The 16243-nt window shown below is 58.4% G+C and carries 15 protein-coding genes; 9 read left to right on the forward strand and 6 right to left on the reverse strand.

Annotated elements, in window-relative coordinates; translation table 11 throughout:
- Window positions 1-39: 39 nt before the first annotated feature.
- Both ACR0M2_RS04430 and ACR0M2_RS04435 read right to left on the reverse strand, forming a co-directional pair.
- A complete protein-coding gene (locus ACR0M2_RS04430) occupies window positions 40-603 on the reverse strand; it encodes a tetratricopeptide repeat protein (protein WP_170347910.1) in 564 nt (187 codons plus the stop codon).
- A gap of 30 nt (window positions 604-633) precedes the next feature.
- Window positions 634-1122 (reverse strand): Lrp/AsnC family transcriptional regulator, encoded by a 489-nt coding sequence (locus tag ACR0M2_RS04435; protein ID WP_170347909.1) that lies wholly within the window; start codon window positions 1120-1122, stop codon window positions 634-636.
- Window positions 1123-1224: 102 nt separating this feature from the next.
- Here ACR0M2_RS04435 and putA point away from each other — a divergent pair, with 102 nt between their 5' ends.
- Together putA and ACR0M2_RS04445 are read left to right on the forward strand one after the other, a co-directional pair.
- Window positions 1225-4626: a bifunctional proline dehydrogenase/L-glutamate gamma-semialdehyde dehydrogenase PutA gene (gene putA, locus ACR0M2_RS04440; protein ID WP_480704128.1), complete on the forward strand. Its 3402-nt coding sequence runs from the start codon at window positions 1225-1227 to the stop codon at window positions 4624-4626.
- A gap of 42 nt (window positions 4627-4668) precedes the next feature.
- On the forward strand, window positions 4669-5412 hold the full coding sequence (locus tag ACR0M2_RS04445; protein WP_170360462.1) for a rhomboid family intramembrane serine protease: 744 nt from the start codon (window positions 4669-4671) through the stop codon (window positions 5410-5412).
- A 3-nt stretch (window positions 5413-5415) separates the two neighbouring features.
- On the opposite strand, the gene ACR0M2_RS04450 is transcribed toward ACR0M2_RS04445, so the two are convergent.
- Entirely contained in the window at window positions 5416-6246 is an 831-nt protein-coding gene (locus ACR0M2_RS04450; protein WP_170409018.1) for an IclR family transcriptional regulator, read from the reverse strand.
- 185 nt (window positions 6247-6431) lie between these two features.
- On the opposite strand from ACR0M2_RS04450, the gene bhcA reads away from it, so the two are divergent.
- From bhcA to bhcD, 4 genes are all read left to right on the forward strand, one after another.
- The gene (bhcA, locus tag ACR0M2_RS04455) at window positions 6432-7622 is read left to right on the forward strand and encodes an L-aspartate--glyoxylate aminotransferase BhcA (protein WP_170360466.1); all 1191 of its coding nucleotides are present in this window, start codon (window positions 6432-6434) and stop codon (window positions 7620-7622) included.
- A gap of 11 nt (window positions 7623-7633) precedes the next feature.
- Complete coding sequence (gene bhcB, locus ACR0M2_RS04460; RefSeq protein WP_480704129.1) at window positions 7634-8608, forward strand: beta-hydroxyaspartate dehydratase BhcB; 975 nt, start codon at window positions 7634-7636, stop codon at window positions 8606-8608.
- 12 nt (window positions 8609-8620) lie between these two features.
- Complete coding sequence (bhcC, locus tag ACR0M2_RS04465) at window positions 8621-9784, forward strand: 3-hydroxy-D-aspartate aldolase BhcC (RefSeq protein WP_170347903.1); 1164 nt, start codon at window positions 8621-8623, stop codon at window positions 9782-9784.
- Between the two features lie 77 nt (window positions 9785-9861).
- The gene (gene bhcD / locus ACR0M2_RS04470; RefSeq protein WP_170347902.1) at window positions 9862-10851 is read left to right on the forward strand and encodes an iminosuccinate reductase BhcD; all 990 of its coding nucleotides are present in this window, start codon (window positions 9862-9864) and stop codon (window positions 10849-10851) included.
- A 71-nt stretch (window positions 10852-10922) separates the two neighbouring features.
- Here bhcD and ACR0M2_RS04475 read toward each other — a convergent pair whose 3' ends face one another.
- Both ACR0M2_RS04475 and ACR0M2_RS04480 read right to left on the reverse strand, forming a co-directional pair.
- The gene (locus ACR0M2_RS04475) at window positions 10923-11708 is read right to left on the reverse strand and encodes an inositol monophosphatase family protein (RefSeq protein ID WP_170347901.1); all 786 of its coding nucleotides are present in this window, start codon (window positions 11706-11708) and stop codon (window positions 10923-10925) included.
- Window positions 11709-11804: 96 nt separating this feature from the next.
- Entirely contained in the window at window positions 11805-12710 is a 906-nt protein-coding gene (locus ACR0M2_RS04480) for a LysR family transcriptional regulator (protein WP_170349338.1), read from the reverse strand.
- Between the two features lie 94 nt (window positions 12711-12804).
- On the opposite strand from ACR0M2_RS04480, the gene metF reads away from it, so the two are divergent.
- Together metF and ACR0M2_RS04490 are read left to right on the forward strand one after the other, a co-directional pair.
- On the forward strand, window positions 12805-13671 hold the full coding sequence (gene metF / locus ACR0M2_RS04485) for a methylenetetrahydrofolate reductase [NAD(P)H] (RefSeq protein WP_480704130.1): 867 nt from the start codon (window positions 12805-12807) through the stop codon (window positions 13669-13671).
- 189 nt (window positions 13672-13860) lie between these two features.
- Window positions 13861-14523, forward strand: a complete 663-nt coding sequence (locus tag ACR0M2_RS04490; RefSeq protein WP_254428521.1) for a DnaJ domain-containing protein — start codon at window positions 13861-13863, stop codon at window positions 14521-14523.
- 52 nt (window positions 14524-14575) lie between these two features.
- Here the strand turns inward: ACR0M2_RS04490 and ACR0M2_RS04495 are convergent, their stop codons facing one another.
- Window positions 14576-15094 carry a YHS domain-containing (seleno)protein gene (locus ACR0M2_RS04495; RefSeq protein ID WP_170547979.1) on the reverse strand — a complete coding sequence of 173 codons (519 nt, stop codon included), beginning with the start codon at window positions 15092-15094 and terminating at the stop codon, window positions 14576-14578.
- A gap of 231 nt (window positions 15095-15325) precedes the next feature.
- On the opposite strand from ACR0M2_RS04495, the gene yghU reads away from it, so the two are divergent.
- A complete protein-coding gene (gene yghU / locus ACR0M2_RS04500; RefSeq protein ID WP_170547978.1) occupies window positions 15326-16204 on the forward strand; it encodes a glutathione-dependent disulfide-bond oxidoreductase in 879 nt (292 codons plus the stop codon).
- Window positions 16205-16243: the final 39 nt, after the last annotated feature.

The following is a 16243-nucleotide window of genomic DNA, read 5'->3' on the forward strand; positions in this document are numbered from 1 at the left end:
ACGTCGAAAAAGCCCCCACTCTATAGTTGGGGTGTTTTGTCAGATATCCTCACCCGGAGGCGCCAGTGGCCCTCCGGGTGCCAGAAGATGCCGCTCCGAAAGCCACGGGTTCAGTTCCAGCGCTTGGTTCAAAGCTTCGCGCGCCTCATCAATCCTTTGCAATCCCAACAAGGTCAGGGCGCGCCCGCTAATGGCCGCCACATGGTTAGGCGACAGTTCGATCGCCTTGTCCAGATCGGGTAACGCGGCCTGAAAATCCTGCCGCAAATAATGCGCAAATGCGCGCTGGTTGTACCCTTCGGCATATGACGGGCAATAGGCGACCAGCTTGTTGAAATCCTCGATAGCGCCCAGCAGATCCCATGCGTTTCGGCGCGTCATGCCTCGGTCCAGAACCGCCTGCGCGCTTTCATCAGGTGCGTCCGTCCAAAACTCCCACAATTGGTTCGATAAGAGACGGGCGGCCTGTTCGTTTTCGGCCTGTTGTATCTGGGCGATTACGCCACTGACATCGGCGCTGTGATCCGGCGCAACAGGGCATTCATCGGCATGCGCTGTTGTGGATGTTATTAACAGGATGGTGGCATAGGTGATCTGTTTCATGACCCAATGGTGATGCGTGCGGGGTTTTCGTCAACCCATCCCGTCAATGGCACCGGACACGCCCGTCTCCTTCACCGCTTCCATAGCGACGAAGGTCGATGTGTTGGCCACATGCGGCAGGGATGAGATTTTCTCGGCCAGCACCGCGCGGTATTCCGACATCGAGCCGGTACGAATTTTCAACAAATAGTCAAAATTTGACGCAATCATATGGGCTTGCTCGATCTCGGCCACCCTACGCACTGCCGCGTTGAACTCGGCCAGGGCCTTTTCGCGCGTGTCGGTCAAACGCACCTCGACAAAGGCGACGTGATCCAGACCAAGACGGATCGGGTCCAGCAGGGCACGGTATCCGGTGATGATACCCTCGGCCTCAAGTCTTTTCACACGTGCTTGAGTTGGAGATTTCGACAACCCGATCCGCCGCGCAAGGTCGGCAACCGAAATGCGCCCGTCCTCGGCCAGAATCGCCAGGATCGACCGGTCGAACCGATCCAGATCGGGATTACCTTTTTGCATCGCTGAACCTCGAAATTTCAGATCATTCGCCTACCATTTTCTGAACTTAAGGCGATTGTCCTGAAAAATCGACTGTATACTCCCCAAAAGCCCGGAGGATACATGACACACAGCCTGCGCACCCATATCGACGGCCCGACCTATGCTGACCAGTCTGCAGTATTGGATCAGTTGGTCGAACAGACCAACCTGCCCCAAGCCGACCGCACGGCGATCTGTGCAGCAGCGGCTCAGTTGGTGCGTGACATCCGGTCCAGTACTTCGCCCGGCATGATGGAAGTGTTTCTGGCCGAATACGGCCTGTCCACCGACGAGGGCATCGCGCTGATGTGTCTGGCCGAGGCGCTGCTGCGCGTCCCTGATGCCGACACCATCGACGCGTTGATCGAGGATAAGATCGCACCGTCGGATTGGGGCAAACATTTGGGGCAGTCCTCGTCTTCGCTGGTGAACGCGTCAACCTGGGCGCTGATGCTGACCGGAAAGGTTCTGGACGAGGGCAAAGCGTCGCCCGTCGGCGCCCTGCGCGGGGCCATCAAACGATTGGGCGAACCGGTGATCCGTACGGCCGTTGGCCGCGCGATGAAGGAAATGGGCCGTCAATTCGTACTGGGTGAGACTATCCAGTCCGCCATGGACCGGGCCGCCGGGATGGAGGCAAAGGGTTACACCTATTCCTACGACATGCTGGGCGAGGCGGCGCGCACCGAAGCTGACGCCGCCCGTTATCACCTGTCTTATTCTCGCGCTATCGCGGCCATTGCCGATGCCTGCACCCATGACGATATCCGGGCCAATCCGGGGATATCGGTAAAGCTGTCAGCCCTGCATCCGCGCTATGAGTTGGCGCAGGAACAACGGGTGATGGAAGAGCTTGTTCCTCGCCTGCGCGCCCTGTGTCTGTTGGCCAAAGCCGCCGGTATGGGCCTGAATGTAGACGCCGAGGAAGCCGACCGCCTGTCGCTTTCCTTGCAAGTGATCGAAGCCGTGATGAGTGAACCCGCATTGGCCGGTTGGGATGGTTTCGGCATTGTCGTGCAAGCCTATGGTCCGCGTGCGGGGCTTGTTCTGGACACGCTCTATGACATGGCAGAACGTCATGACCGCAAACTGATGGTCCGGCTGGTCAAAGGGGCCTATTGGGATACCGAGGTCAAGCGAGCGCAGGTCGAGGGTGTCGACGGTTTCCCGGTTTTCACGCGCAAGGCGGCGACCGATATCTCGTACATCGCCAATGCCCGCAAGCTGTTGGGTATGACCGACCGGATTTACCCGCAATTCGCCACCCATAACGCCCATACGGTCAGCGCAATCCTGCATATGGCCGACGCGCAACCGTTCGAGTTTCAGCGTTTGCATGGCATGGGCGAAACTTTGCATCAGATCGTTCGTGATCAAAGCAACACTCGCTGCCGAATTTACGCTCCGGTCGGAGCACATCGCGATCTTTTAGCCTATCTGGTTCGGCGGCTGCTTGAGAACGGCGCGAATTCGTCCTTCGTGAATCAGATCGTCGATGAAAATGTGCCACCCGAGGAGGTCGCGTCGGACCCATTTGACAGCATTGCAGAACCAAAACCATCGCTGCCAACCGGCCCTGAACTGTTTCAACCCGAACGGCCCAATTCTAAAGGGTTTGATCTGCAACACACACCGACCCTCGATCAGATTGACGCCGCTCGCGATGCATTTCGCGCACATCACTGGTACGCGCAGCCGCTTTTGTCACAAGACGCGTATCCCGACGCTGACGAACCCGTCACCAATCCGGCGCATCCGCAGGACCGACCGGGCGCGGTCGCCCCGGCCAGCGCTCAGGATGTCGAACTTGCGTTGGCCACGGCGTCCCCGTGGAATGCTCCGGCTGAACAACGGGCGCAGGTATTGAATACGGCAGCTGATCTGTACGAAGCACATTATGGTGAGCTTTTCGCTCTGCTGGCGCGAGAGGCTGGCAAATCGATTCCCGATGCGGTCGCTGAACTGCGCGAGGCTGTCGATTTCCTTCGTTATTATGCTGCTAATATCCCGGCGGCTGAACTGGCGGGCACGTTTACTTGCATCAGCCCCTGGAACTTTCCGCTGGCAATCTTTACCGGGCAGATTTCGGCGGCTTTGGCCACCGGCAACGCCGTTCTAGCCAAGCCTGCGCCGCAAACGCCGTTGGTCGCGCACCGGGCTGTCCAACTGCTGCACGAGGCCGGAGTACCGCGCGACGTTCTGCAACTGCTGCCCGGTGGGCCGTCCGTCGGGGCGGCGTTGACGTCAGACCCGCGCGTTTCTGGGGTCGCCTTTACAGGCTCGACCGCCACCGCATTGAAAATTCGTTCAGCAATGGCAGAGAACCTGAAACCTGGCACGCCTTTGATCGCGGAAACCGGCGGATTGAACGCCATGATTGTGGACAGCACCGCACTGCCTGAACAAGCCGTGCAATCCATCATCGAAAGCGCATTTCAATCTGCGGGTCAGAGATGCTCGGCCCTGCGCTGCCTCTATGTGCAGGAAGATATCGCCGACGACTTGCTGACCATGCTGACCGGCGCGATGGAGGCTTTGCAGGTCGGAGACCCATGGCTTTTGTCGACCGACTGCGGCCCGGTCATTGATCAGGACGCGCTGCAAGGCATTGCGGACCACATCGCGCAAGCGCGCGCAGAAGGCCGGGTGGTGAAGGAACTGAACACGCCCCCCGAAGGGACATTCATCGCCCCTACCCTGATCGAAATCCCCGGTATCAGCGCACTGGAGCGAGAAGTGTTTGGCCCGGTCCTGCATGTCGTCCGCTTCAAGGCTGCTGAGATTGATCAGGTCATCGCCGACATCAATGCCACGGGTTATGGGCTGACTTTCGGCCTGCACACCCGCATCGATGACCGGGTCCAACACATCACCGAGGCCGTTCACGCGGGCAACATTTATGTCAACCGCAACCAGATTGGTGCGATCGTGGGATCTCAGCCCTTTGGCGGCGAAGGTCTGTCGGGCACCGGACCCAAGGCGGGTGGGCCGAACTACATGGCACGCTTCTGTGCTCCGGATCGTCAACACAGCACGGCGAATTGGAACAACACGATGGGCGATCTACCCGATCCGCAAGGCCAGCCTGCTGCCGTACGCACGCAATCCCTGCCCGGCCCGACCGGCGAATCCAACCGACTGAGTGAATTCCCCCGCGCGCCATTGTTGTGCATGGGGCCAGGACCCGAGGCCGCACAAGCGCAGGCCGAAGCAGTCGCAGCCCTGGGTGGCACCGCCATTCTAGCGACCGGCATGGTGGACCTGCACAGGCTAGAGAACATCGCCAATATCTCAGGAGTTCTGTGGTGGGGAGATGACGAAACCGCGCGCGAGATCGAACGCCACCTGGCCCGCCGTGATGGCCCGATCCTGCCGCTGATCCCCGGTCAACCTGACCGGCCGCGGGTTCTGGGCGAGCGTCACGTCTGCGTCGACACCACCGCCGCCGGAGGCAATGCGGCCTTGTTGGGAGGTGCGGCGTAACCGTACCTTGACGCTGGGCCGGGAAAAGCCCAGCGTCCCCCCATGTTTCCGATCCGTGACCACAATCCGTCGGGGCGCACGCCCTATGTCGTTTACCTACTGATGGCAGCCAATATCCTGATTTTCTTCAGCTATGTGGGGATTATGGATAATGCGCCGCTGATCAACAGGCTGTATTTCGACTATGCTATCATCCCAGCTCGGATCACCGATGGATTTGCCTTTGAAACCCTTGTGACGTCGATGTTTCTGCATGGTGGATGGATGCATCTGGCCGGGAACATGCTGTTTCTCTGGATTTTCGGGGACAATCTTGAGGATGAGATGGGCCACCTGCCCTTCCTGCTGTTCTATTTGCTGGCTGGTGTCGGCGCAGGCCTGATCCACGTTGCCACCGCGCCGGATTCGGTGGTGCCAACCATTGGAGCCTCGGGTGCGATTGCCGGGGTGATGGGCGGCTATCTTTTGCTGTTCCCCAAGGCGCGCGTGGACGTTCTGCTGATTCTGATCGTCTATTTTCGGATTTTCACCATCCCGGCTTTCCTCATGCTGGGCATCTGGTTGGGCCTTCAATTCATGGGCAGCCTTGCAAGCAACCCAGACGAAGGTGGAGTTGCCTATTGGGCGCACACGGGGGGCTTTTTTGTCGGCCTGGTCCTGTGCGTCCCGCTTTGGCTGAAACGAGGTGGCCCCGCGTATTGGGGCCGCACCCATGGCCACCCGCCCCACCCCGAACACAAATACAAATTATCGCAATCCCGTATTCCACGGGTCCCGCGAAAATAGGCGCTAGTCCTCAGGCGGCTTCGGTAATCGACCGCCGCTGAGCTGCGTGATCTCTTCTGCGGCGTCCCGAACCAACGCACCCAGTTCTGTTGCCCGGTCGGCAATGAACCGGACAGACGGCCCAGACACGGAAATCCCGGCACAGGGTTCGCCCCGGTCGTTGTAGATGGCGGCACCAATACAGGACATGCCTTCGTACCGTTCCTCATGATCATGCGACCAGCCGCGGGCATGGGTTTTAGCCAAATCCGCCTCTAACCCTTCGTTCGGCAGCAACGTATGTGAGGTGAAACGAACAGCGTCAGCCGCCAATGCTTTGCTGGCCGCAGACTCGCTCATCGCGGCCAATATCGCTTTGCCAGTGCCGGACGCGTACATCGGCGTCCTAGCACCCGGTGGGAAAAACGCCCGGATCGGGTTCGGCGTTTCAACCTGTCCGACAAAAACCACTTCGGACCCGTCTGGCACGGCCAAATTCGCGGTTTCGCCACTTTCTTGCATCAAACGCCGCAAGATCGGTCGCCCGATTTCAATCACGCTGTTTCGACGCAGGAACGAAGCGCCGGTGCGATACGCTTCAATCCCGATCATCCATTCCTGCCGCTCGTCATCGAAGGCGACAAACCCATGTTTCTGCAACGTCGCCAGAATGCGGTGCGTAGTGGCTGTAGGTACATCCACTTCGCGCGCAAGATCGCTTAGCGCAGCGCGTTCCATTCGTGCCACAGCGGTCAGAACAACCAGCGCCCGATCCAGTGATTGCATGGTCCCGGCCGAGCTTTCCTTGAACAGCGATTTGGGCCTGCCGCGCGGCCTTTTGGGGGTGTCCGTCACTGATTTCTCCTTTCAGCCCGGCAAAGTTTTTTTATCCCGCTTTCTGAAACTCAAAAATGAAAAACGGAAAATCACATCTATTCAATGGATTATTTATTTAATTGCAAAAATGAAAATATTTTTCAAGAAAATTGCACCAAGGAGCGATTTCTACAACACTCTTCTTCAAATCGGAGGATCTAGAAATGTCCAATCAAAACCCGGTATTCATTCCCGGCCCCACCAATATCCCGGATCGGTTGCGCCTAGCGATGCAGGTCCAGACACAGGACCACCGCGCGCCTGATTTTGTCGAAACCTTTGCCCCTGTGCTGGAAGACACCAAAAAGGTGTTTGGAACCAAAGAAGGGAAGATCATCACCTTCCCGGCCAGCGGAACAGGCGGCTGGGAGGCATCGGTGACCAATACGCTCAGCCCCGGCGACAGCGTACTGGTTGCGCGCTATGGCATGTTCAGCCATCGCTGGATCGACCTGTGCCAACGGCACGGCCTGGATGTCCGCATCATCGAATGCCCCTGGGGCAGCGGCGCGCCCGCCGATAAGTTTGCTGAAGCTCTTGCCGCAGACAAAGAGCATAAGATCAAAGCAGTTCTGGTAACGCATAACGAAACGGCGACCGGCGTACGCTCGGATATCGGAGCGGTGCGCAAGGCAATGGATGCCAGCGACCACCCGGCGATGCTGTTTGTGGATTGCGTCAGTTCACTGGCCTCGATGCCGTTCGAGTTTGATGGCTGGGGCGTCGATATCGCGGTGTCGGGTTCGCAAAAGGGCTTCATGCTGGCAACCGGTATGGCAATCCTGTGTGTCAGCCCCAAGGCGCTGGCTGCGATGGAAACGGCCCAACTGCCGCGCACCTTCTTTGATTTCCGCGACATGATGAACGCAAATGCGTCGGGCGGGTTTCCCTATACCCCACCACTGCAGCTGATCTATGGTATGCGCGAAAGCCTGAAGATGCTGTTCGAGGAAGGGCTGGACAACGTATATGCCCGCCATTTCCGTCTGGCCGAAGGGGTCCGCAAGGCAACTGCCGCCTGGGGGCTGGAGTTGGTGGCGCAATCGCCCGACCTGTATTCCGATACCGTCAGTGCGATTTACGTACCTGAAGGCTTTGACAGCAATGCGCTGACCGATCACGCCTTTAATGCCTATGGCGTAAGCTTTGGCATCGGGCTGGGCGAAATGAACGGCAAAGCCTTCCGTATCGGCCATCTGGGAAGCCTGACGGATGTAATGGTTCTGTCCGGTCTGGCCACGATCGAAATGGCGATGGCTGATCTGGACTATCCGATCACGTTGGGCAGCGGTGTTGCAGCAGCGCAGGAGTACTTCCGCAGCGGCAGCGCCACACCGATGCAATCCGCAGCTTAAGGAGGAGCTTGATGTTGGACGCACTCACCACAGCTGAAAGCCTGACGCTGGCCGACATGCGCGAAGCGCACGAGCGGATTCGGCCACATATCAACCGCACCCCAGTGATGCGTTCGGACTATCTGGACGAACTGACCGGCGCACAGCTGTTCTTTAAATGCGAAAACTTCCAAGAGGCCGGGGCCTTCAAAGTGCGCGGGGCCTGCCATGCGGTCTTTGGGCTGGATGACGACGCTGCACAGCGCGGCGTGGCCACCCACTCTTCGGGCAACCATGCGCTCAGTTTGTCATATGCAGCCGGACGGCGGGGTATTCCCTGTAACGTCGTGATGCCGCGCACGGCACCGCAAGCCAAGAAAGACGCGGTGCGCCGTTATGGCGGGATCATCACCGAGTGTGAACCTTCGACCACCTCGCGTGAGGCCGTGTTTGCCGAAGTGCAAGGCCGGACGGGCGGTGAGTTCGTTCACCCCTACAACGACCCGCGCGTAATTGCAGGGCAAGCCACCTGTTCGGCCGAGCTGCTTGAGCAGACCGACGGTGTGGACGCTGTAGTCGCACCCATTGGTGGCGGCGGCATGATCTCGGGCACGTGCCTGACCCTGTCGAACGCGGCCCCCGAGGTAAAGATATACGCCGCCGAACCGGAACAAGCCGACGACGCCTATCGCAGCTTCAAGGCCGGGCACATCATCGCCGATGACGCGCCGATCACTGTCGCCGACGGTCTGAAAGTGCCGCTGAAGGAAAACACCTGGCACTTCGTGTCCCGCTTTGTCACCGACATTCAGACCGCCAGCGAAGACGAAATCGTCGAGGCGATGAAGATCACCTGGAAATACCTGCGTGTCGTGATGGAACCCAGCAGCGCCGTGCCGTTAGCCACCATCCTGAAACACCCCGAAGTGTTCAAAGGCAAACGCGTCGGCGTGATCATCACTGGCGGCAACGTGGATTTGGATAAATTGCCCTGGATCAAGGGCTGAGGAGGAAGAAATATGAACAAGCCTGTGAATATTGATCAGCTTGAAGTTGGCTTTGACATTCCTGCCGCGATTGGCACGGACGAGGCCGAAATTCAGACGCCGAGCCTGGTGCTGGACCTGGACGCGCTAGAGCGCAACATTAAAAAGATGGGTGACTATGCCAAGGCCCATGGGATGCGTCACCGGGTGCATGGCAAGATGCATAAATCCGTCGATGTGGCAAAGCTGCAGGTCGAGCTGGGCGGGGCCTGTGGGGTATGTTGCCAGAAAGTCTCTGAGGCCGAGGTCTTTGCCCGCGGCGGTATCAAAGACGTTCTGGTCTCGAACCAAGTGCGCGACCCGGCCAAGATCGACCGCCTTGCGCGCATGCCCAAGCTGGGCGCACGGACGATCTGCTGTGTCGACGACATCGACAATGTCGCCGATCTGTCCGAGGCGGCACAACGCCATGGCACCCAGATCGAATGTCTGGTCGAGATTGACTGCGGCGCAGGTCGCTGCGGCGTGACGACGACACCCGAGGTAATCGCCATCGCCAAAGCCATCGACGCGGCTCCGGGGCTGAAGTTCTCTGGCATTCAGGCTTACCAGGGCGCGATGCAGCACATGGACCTTTATGAGGACCGCAAGGCCAAGATCGACGTTGCCGTGGCACAGGTCAAAGACGCAGTGGACGGGTTGGCCGCAGAGGGTCTGGAGTGTGACATTGTCGGCGGTGGCGGCACCGGGTCCTACTATTTTGAAAGCACTTCGGGCGTATACAACGAACTGCAGTGCGGTTCCTACGCCTTCATGGACGCCGATTATGGTCGTATCCTTGATCAGGACGGCAACCGCATCGACCGTGGAGAATGGGAGAACGCGTTCTTCATCCTCACCAGCGTCATGAGCCACGCCAAGGCCGACAAGGCCATTGTCGATGCAGGCCTCAAGGCGCAGTCGGTGGACAGTGGCTTGCCGGTGATTTTTGGGCGCACCGATGTGGAATACATCAAGTGTTCGGACGAACACGGTGTTGTCGCTGATCCCGACGGTGCGTTGAAGGTGAACGACAAACTGCGTCTGGTGCCGGGTCACTGCGATCCCACCGCCAACGTCCATGATTGGTATGTTGGGGTGCGCAACGGCAAGGTCGAAACCCTCTGGCCAGTATCCGCTCGCGGTAAGGCGTATTAAGCCGAACCGCATTGATCCGGGCGGCGGTTCTTCCCTTCCCTGCCGCCCGGACCTGTCCTCAAGCTAAGGAAAAGGTCATGAAAGATATGTCGGAAAAACCCTTGCTGATCGTCGGAGAAGATCTGTGCCAGCAACTGGTTGGCCGCAGCGACGCGTTTGACGCGGTGCAGGACGTGTTCGCCGCAATGGCGCGCGGAGATGCTTACAACTTTCCGGTCATCCGTGAAGCGATTGGCTATGCCGATGCGCTTTATGGATTCAAATCCGGCTTTGACCGGGCCGGTCAGGTGCTGGGTGTCAAATCTGGCGGCTACTGGCCGGGCAATCTGGACAAAGGGTTGACCAACCACCAATCCACTGTCTTCCTGTTCGACCCGGACACCGGGCGTCTATCCGCACTGGTCGGCGGCAACTACCTGACCGCCGTGCGCACGGCGGCATCGTCTGCCGTTTCCATCGCCCATCTGGCCCGAAAGGACTCCAAGGTTCTGGGCATGGTTGGCGCTGGCCATCAATCCGCCTTCCAACTGCGCGCCGCAGCCGAGCAACGCGACTTTGAAAAAGTCGTTGCCTGGAACCCCCACCCCGAGATGCTTCCGCGTCTGGGTGAGGTCGCGAAAGAAATCGGCCTCGACTTCGAAGCTGTTAGTCAAGAAGAGCTGGGCGCACAGGCGGATGTCATCATCACCATCACGTCGGCGTTTGAACCTTTGCTGATGAAAGACTGGATCAAACCGGGCACCCATCTGGCCTGCATGGGCACCGATACGGTAGGCAAACAAGAAGTCGATGCCGCTCTGGTTGCCAGTGCAACGGTTTACACTGACGAAGTAGCCCAATCGGTCACCCTTGGCGAAGCTCAGCATGCCATCGCAAACGGCTCGTTGACCGAAGATCAGATCACCCCAATCGGTGCCGTCATCAATGGCGACCATTCGGGGCGGGCAAGCGCGGATGAGATCACCTTGTTCGACGGAACCGGTGTTGGGCTACAGGACCTGGCGGTTGCATCTGTTGCCGCACGGCTGGCGGATGAAGCCGGGCTGGCGCAGCGCGCAACCCTCTGAATCCAGTCTCTTTGAAACGACAAAGCGCGCCTGTAACAGGGCGCGCTTTTTTTAATGGATTTACAGGAAGCTTAGCCCCGGATCACCTTGGCGAACTGGTCAAAGATCGGCTCATTGGCGCAGATCACCTCGCCATCCTCAAGCACGTTGCCTTCGGGGTTCAGGGCTTGCACAAAGCCACCGGCCTCTTTCACGATGATGATCCCAGCGGCCACATCCCAGGCGTTCAGGCGACGCTCCCAGAACCCTTCATAGCGGCCTGCGGCCACATAGGCCATGTCCAGCGCCGCAGCGCCCCAGCGGCGCACACCAGCGCAGGCAGGCATCAGCCGGGCCAGATCCTGCAACGTGGCAGGCAGGTCCGAGCGGCCCCCGAATGGCAAGCCGGTCGAAAAGATGGACTCGATCATGCGATGACGGCCCGAGACACGGATGCGGGTATCGTTCATCCATGCGCCTTCACCTTTTTCGGCAAAGAACATTTCATCCTTGGCGGCGTCATAGATCACACCGGCCACGATCTTACCCTTGTGTTCCAGCGCAATCGACACCGCCCAGTGCGGCAGGCCGTGCAGGAAGTTGGTTGTGCCGTCCAACGGGTCTACGATCCAACGGCGGGTTGGGTCCTCACCATCAATCGCGCCGCCCTCTTCGGCCAACCAGCCATAGGTTGGGCGCGCACCCAGCAGTTCCTCTTTCAGGATTGCCTCGGCGGCAATATCGGCCTTGGAGACAAAGTCGCCCGCGCCTTTCATCGACACCTGAAGGTTCTCGACTTCACGAAAATCCTTGACCAAAGAACGCCCCGCCTTGCGCGCGGCTTTGATCATGATGTTGAGGTTTGCACTGCCAACCATTGTCCAAAGGCTCCTGTCCGGTCAAACCGCGCGTATACTGGTGCAACGCGCCCTTGCCAAGAGGAATGATGCGCATAGCAGACCCGCGTTTATTACCTATTGCTCTTGCAGCTTGCGCGCCTCGGTTCCCGCCAGCTCGATCAGTTCCTGCACATAGGGTTTTTCCAGGTCTTCCGAGCGCACAGCCGCGTACAATGTGCGGGTAATTCCGTTTTCCGTCAGCGGGCGGGTGACATAGTCCGAGTTGTATTTTACCTCGCGCACGACCCAGTCAGGCAACGCAGCAACGCCCCGGTTCGAGGCCACAAGCAACAGGATCACTGCCGTCAATTCCACCTGCCGGATTGCGGCCGGTTCAACGCGTGCCGGGATCAGCAATTGGCTGAACACATCCAGACGTGTGCGTTCGACCGGGTATGTAATCAGGGTTTGCCCTCGGAAATCCTCGGCCTCGATGAACTCTTTCTGCGCCAAGGGGTGCGAGGACGACGCGACAAAGACCGCGTCATAGTCAAACAGTTCGATGAATTCTATGCCCGGCAGCTCCTCAGGGTCGGACGACACCACCAGATCGACCTCTTCCTTCTGCAGGGCAGGCAAAGCGTCAAAGGCCAGACCTGGGCGGATATCGACATCTACGTCGCCCCAGGATTTGCGGAAAGACTCCAACACCGGGAACAGCCATTCGAAACAGGCGTGACACTCGATGGCGATATGCATCCGCCCCGTGCGGCCGTCCCGCAGAGAGGAAAATTCCTGTTGCGTCGCCTCAAGTTGCGGCAGAATCTGCTCTGCCAGCCGTAACAGACGCAAGCCCGCCGCCGACAGTTTCATCGGCTTGGACCGGCGCAGGAACAATTCGACCCCCGCCTGATCCTCCAACCCCTTGATCTGATGGCTCAGCGCGGATTGCGTGATGTTCAGCTGATCCGCCGCACGGGCCAGGCCGCCGCATTCATGGATGGCCTTAATCGTACGCAGGTGTCGGAATTCGATGTGCATTGTAGTGCGGCTCATGTTGTTCTTGAGTAATATGAGTTTGTCTCACAATGCGCAAACTGGCACAAGGGCCACAGATAGGACCAGTGAGGCAGCCATGACGAAACCAGAAATTTCATTCGAGTTTTTCCCGCCGCAAACGCTCGAGGCCTCATTCCGCCTGTGGGATACGGTTCAGACGCTGGCCCCGCTTGAGCCGCGCTTTGTCTCGGTCACCTATGGGGCGGGCGGCACAACCCGCGAACTAACCCGCGATGCCGTGGCCACCCTGCACAAATCATCCGGCCTTCCTGTGGCAGCGCACCTGACCTGCGTGGACGCCTCGCGCCAGGAAACGCTGGAGATCGCCGACACATTCGCGCGTGCCGGGGTTCAGGACATTGTCGCCCTGCGGGGTGATCCGCCGAAAGGTCAGGATCGGTTCGTGCCGCATCCCGATGGGTTCGCAAACTCGGTCGAGTTGATCGAAGCCCTGGCTGAAACCGAAATGTTCAGCATCCGCGTCGGCGCCTATCCCGACAAGCACCCAGAGGCACAGGATTTTTCGGCTGATGTCGACTGGCTCAAGGCCAAGCTGGATGCCGGTGCGGACGAAGCCCTGACGCAGTTCTTCTTTGAGGCCGAGACCTTTTTCCGCTTCCGCGATGCCTGCGAAAAAGCCGGGATCGACAAGCCCATCGTGCCCGGCATCCTGCCCATCGAGAACTGGAAAGGTGCCCGCAATTTTGCCCGCCGCTGTGGTGCGCATATCCCTGACTGGGTCGAAAACGCCTTTGAAAAGGCGATTCGCGATAATCGAGAGGATCTGCTGGCCACAGCACTATGCACCGAACTGTGTTCGGACCTGATCGACGAAGGCGTGGACAAGCTACATTTCTATACCCTGAATCGGCCTGAACTGACGCGCGACGTGTGTTTTGCACTGGGTATTAGTCCAAAGGCCGAATTGCAAAACGTCGCCTGATTTGATCCCTGTTGGTTACTTTGCCCGGACCCTGCCAAGGCTCCGGGCTTTTTTGTGGGATCACAAGTACAAGCGGGATGTGAACAATAGCGCGACCTCCTTCGAACTGTCCCCCAAATAGCGATAAATTTTTGATAAAGTTTGACAAATTTGTGAGCCTCCACACACTGAGTTCGTAGTGTTTGTTTAATGAGTGTTTTGGCTATGGAGCCTGTTGAAAAGATAAATGCACGCGCTGACGCGCTCGAGGCTTTGGGCTTGGACCAGAATGCAGGGTCCGACGATATCCGGGATGCTTGGCGCCACATCGCATTTCACGCACATCCAGACCACAGAAACGGCGATTGCACACATTTCGCGCGCGCCAAAGAGGCGTATGATTTTTTACGCCGCGAAGGGCTGACCGTCAAAGGACGTGCCACCGGCATGCCGCGCCGGCCGAAGCTACGCAAACGTGTCATTGAATTGGAAAGCGGCGATATCGACGCCTGCCGCGTGTTGCTGAACACAGCTCTGGCGCACAGCCCGGATGGCGCAAACCCGGATTCTCAGACCTTAATCGAAGCGGACCATGTCCCCGAAGCCGTTGGGTTTTATGGCCGTCATCTGACTTATTTTGTTCCAACACCAGTTTGTGAGGGGTCCAACCGGGTGGCGCTGCCAACCTCGGTTCTTGCCTCGGCCCGGCGGACAGAAACCGAAGTGCTGAGCTTTCAGTCGAACGATGCAGGGGCCGGTGAAGTCGTGGTTCCCGACACGATCACCGAACGAAAGTTTCCCGGCGCGAAAAGCGTTCGCATCAAGTTCGACGCGGATCAACAGATGCGCGACGACTTCTGGCTGGCTGGCTAACAGCAAAAACCCGGCCTAGTGTGGACCGGGTTTAGCTTCGGTGAGTAGCGTATTAGTTTGCGATCGGACCTTCCGAGGTGAATTTCGGAATAACGCTAGTCGATGCGTCATCACCTTCGATCCCAGGCCAGTTGCCTTCGGCCAGATTGATGTTGCCGGGGATATCCTCTTCAAAAAAGCCGACAACAACATCAGTGATGTTCAGGTACAGCTTGTCATCGACAATCCGCCACAGGTTCGGGTTCGCCGGAACCTTGCCACCACGCGATACACCGTAAGCGCAATGCCCATCATAGGCCGGGGCGTAATAGGCGGGGTTTTCAAGAAACTTATCGCGGTTCTCTTCGGTCGAGAACGCCCAGGTGGCACCGTTATAATCCGCTGTAATATCAGAATGGCCACGCACAGCCTCGGGCTGGGCTTGGCCAACCGGCGCCTGATCCAGGCCACGATAGGCGACAACGTCGTAACCCGACACGGCAAAGCCGGTGCCATCTACATACTGATCACCGGCGAAAGCCGGCACGGCAAAGGCCAAAGCTGTCACGAAAGTCAGGGCAAAGCGTTTCATGTGGTAAATCCTTTTGTCCTCGGGGTTGGGCACTTGCTGAGAGAATAGATATTTTCGCCCCAATGGGCAGTCCTGCTCGCGCCGCTGTGACATCGCATGAAGAAATGTGAGAGGTCCGATCCCGAATGTTACAAAACTGCCCCAACATCCGGGGTTGGACTCGGGGCTTTGCAACATTAGCTGTTGAGACGGACATAAACTTTACCAGAACGTAGCTGAGAAAGACGACAGATGAGCGAGCAATCCCCATACACGCCCCCCGCGGTCTGGACATGGGACAGCGAAAGCGGTGGTCGATTTGCCAATATCAACCGACCCATTGCCGGGGCGACCCACGACAAGGACCTGCCGGTCGGAAAGCATCCACTACAGCTTTATTCACTGGCCACCCCAAACGGCGTCAAAGTCACAGTGATGCTGGAAGAACTACTGGCGCTAGGTCACGAAGGCGCTGAATACAATGCATGGTTGGTTAATATCGGCGAGGGGGACCAATTCAGCTCGGGCTTTGTCGACGCCAATCCGAACTCTAAGATTCCTGCACTTTGGGACCGCTCGGGTGATGCGCCTGTGCGTGTTTTCGAAAGCGCCTCGATCCTGTTCCATCTGGCTGAAAAGTTCGATGCTTTCCTGCCGAAATCGGGTCAGGAACGCACCGAGGTGATGAACTGGGTATTTTGGCAGATGGGCAGTGCGCCATATCTTGGCGGCGGTTTTGGCCATTTCTACGCCTATGCGCCTGAGAAATGGGAATACCCAATCAACCGCTTCGCGATGGAGGCCAAACGGCAGCTGGACGTGCTGGACCGTCAACTGGCTGAAAACGCTTATATTGCAGGCGAAGACTATACCATTGCTGATATGGCCATCTGGCCCTGGTATGGCCAACTGGTGTTGGGCCGCCTCTACAGCGCCGCCGAGTTCCTGGATGTCGAGTCCTATAAAAATGTGATGCGGTGGGCCAAGGCGATCGACGCGCGCCCCGCTGTTCAGCGTGGCCGCATGGTCAACCGTGCGTTTGGTGAGCCGCATACGCAGCTGCACGAACGCCATGACGCAAGCGATTTCGACACCCGCACACAAGACAAGCTGGAAGCAGCAGCAGAATAGTCGCGACGCCCCGCGGTTCGTTGGATCGCGGGGCTTGCC

It is taken from the genome of Ruegeria sp. BE10 (assembly GCF_056538905.1).